1 protein-coding gene is annotated in these 2,577 nt (G+C 64.2%); it reads left to right on the top strand.

The features are described from left to right. Positions 1 to 2,396, top strand: a 2,396-nt coding sequence (locus ACFFAR_RS30555; RefSeq protein ID WP_375509156.1) for an FG-GAP-like repeat-containing protein, incomplete at its 5' end; no start/stop codon positions are given. Positions 2,397 to 2,577: the final 181 nt, after the last annotated feature.

Below are 2,577 nucleotides of genomic sequence, written 5' to 3' on the forward strand. Positions count from 1 at the left end.
TATCGATACTGCTGTGGGCCGTCAGCGCCCTGCTTTCACCGGCCATCGCGCAAACGTCGGCGCAACCATCCGTTCCAGCCGCCGATTGCCACGCCGGGTCGCTCATCACTGTCGTCGCCCATCTCGACGACGATCTGCTCTTCGTCAATCCCGGCATCAGCGACAAGCTCGCGGCCGGCTGGTGCGTGACCACCGTTCACTTGATCGGCGGTGCGAACGGCGCAAACTTCGACTACGTGAAACTCCGCGAAAAAGGCACGCGCCTCGCCTATGCGCGCATGGCAGGCGTGGCGGACGACTGGATTGAATCGACAGTCGATTTCGCCGGCAAACCCGTGCATCAAATGTTGCTCAGGCAGCAACCGCGCGTGAAGCTGCTCGAAGTCCGGCTGCCCGGCGGCGGCGTGCGCGGCGGACGCGTGCCGCTCGGTTTGCTGTGGGACAAGGGCGAAAGCATCGACACATATCCGCTGAACGCGGACGGATCGAACACGATCAAGTACGACCGCGCCGCGCTGATCGCGACCGTGCGCGCCATGCTCGCGCCGGCGACCGAGATCTACACGCTCAATCCGGATACGGTGCCGTTCATCGAGCACCCGGATCACATCTACGCCGCGCGCATCACGCGGATCGCGGCGCAAGGGCTCGGGCGCGATATCCCGATCGGCTATCACGTGACGTATCCGACCGGCGGACTGCCCAAGAACCTCGACGCCGCCGATACCCAAAAGAAGCGCGACGACGTGGCGTCGTATTTCGCCATCGATGGCGACGATAACGGCGGCCATGTCTTCGGCGAATATCAATGGGACGGCAACTGGGTCGCGCGCCGCTACTGGACACGCGCGCACGCGAGCGACCCGGGTCCGGATTTCCAGCCGCATTCAATGCAGATCGTGAACGAATATTCGAGTCAGTGCGTGACATCGGCCGGCCCCGGCGCCGCGCCGACGCTTGCCGCGTGCACAGGCGCGAAGACGCAGGACTGGCACTGGCAGCAGGTATCGGCGGCGCCGGGGACCAAGAACACGGCACAACTCGTCGATGAAACCACGCGGCAATGCGTCGCCGAACGCAGCGGCACGTTGATCGAAGAAGCATGCGCGCCGCCGGATTCCGCCGATGCCGCCCAGAAGTGGACGCCCTGGGACTTCGGCTATGTGTACACGCCGCTTGGTCATTGCCTGGCTGGGCGCAACGGTGCGCTCGCGGCGGGCAGTTGTTCGGCGATGACGACGGAGTCGCGCTGGGCGCCATCGGCGCAAACGCAATGGACCGATAACCGCGAGGAAGGCGGCCTCTTCGGCGACGTACGCGGCGATAACATCGACGATGCCGCAAGCGCCGCCGCCGGTGAGCGCCGCTCGAGCGTGGTCTACGTGCAGCGCCGCAAGGACGGACCGGGCTTCAACGTATGGGTCGCGGACATGTCGCGACTGGAAACGGCGGAGCCCTGGTACCTCAACGCCATACCTTTCGATGCCCACGCCACGGCGCCCACGTGTTCGGCCAACCGGCTTTGCTTCGACAGCGTGCGTTTCCTGCTGGGCGATTTCGATGGCGACGGCCGCGACGACCTGATGGTGATCTCGCCGCGCAACGGCGGCACGGCGTTCTGGCTGATGCGCAGCACGGGTACGCGTTTCGAAGCGCCGAAGCTGTGGTATCAGACAGGCACGGCGTGGACGCCGGCGAACGCGCAGCAATATGTGGCGGGCAATTTCACGGGAAGCGGCCGCGCCGATGTAATGATCGCGCACAAACGCGGCGATGGTGGCCTGAACCTGTGGGTGCTGGCGAGCGTCGGCAAGAACGGCCGTGCGCCTGCGTTGTGGATGCAGGCTCACGACTTGAGCACGAACACGCGTTTCCTGCCAATGCACACAGCCGGATCGCCGCGAACCGGGCTTGTCGCGATCGAGAATATGAATGGCGCAATGGCAATAACGCAGCTCACAAGTTCCGGCAGTGCGTTCGCCGGGACGCTGCGCGGCAACACGTATCCGCAGTTTTCATCGGCGATGACGAAGGTGACGGCCGGCGATATCAACGGCGACGGAACCGATGACCTCGTGATGCTGCAACCGCGCGGCGATGGCCCGGATATCGATGTCTGGACGCTCAAAGGCGGAGGCACGCCGGTGCTCGCCGGGACGCTGAAGGAAGCGTCGTACGCGGATGCATTGCCGCACATCGTGCAGCGTGAGCGACGCTCGACGCTCGTGCTGTTCAAGCGTGCGAACACGAAGCTTGGGCCGTTCTATTACACGGGCGGTGCGCCGATGTTGATCGGCTATGACTTCGACAGCGCGCTCAAGCTCGGCCCGGCGCAAATCTGGAGCGAGATGCCCGGACTTTTTTCCGAGTCGCTGTGGCTTAGGAACCTGCAATGAAAAACGCGCCGCCGAGAATATCGGCGGCGCGTTTTTGAGTACCGCAAATCAGCCCATCCGCACCTGCAGATTAAGCACGTCGGATGCAATCGCGAGATACCGGTCAGCCGTACTCTGCAGCGTCAGTCCGTTCAACGGACGTGTCGCGCGCGGCTGCGACAACGCAGCGAGCAATGCACGG

This window comes from uncultured Caballeronia sp., from assembly GCF_964243625.1.
GTDB lineage: Bacteria > Pseudomonadota > Gammaproteobacteria > Burkholderiales > Burkholderiaceae > Caballeronia.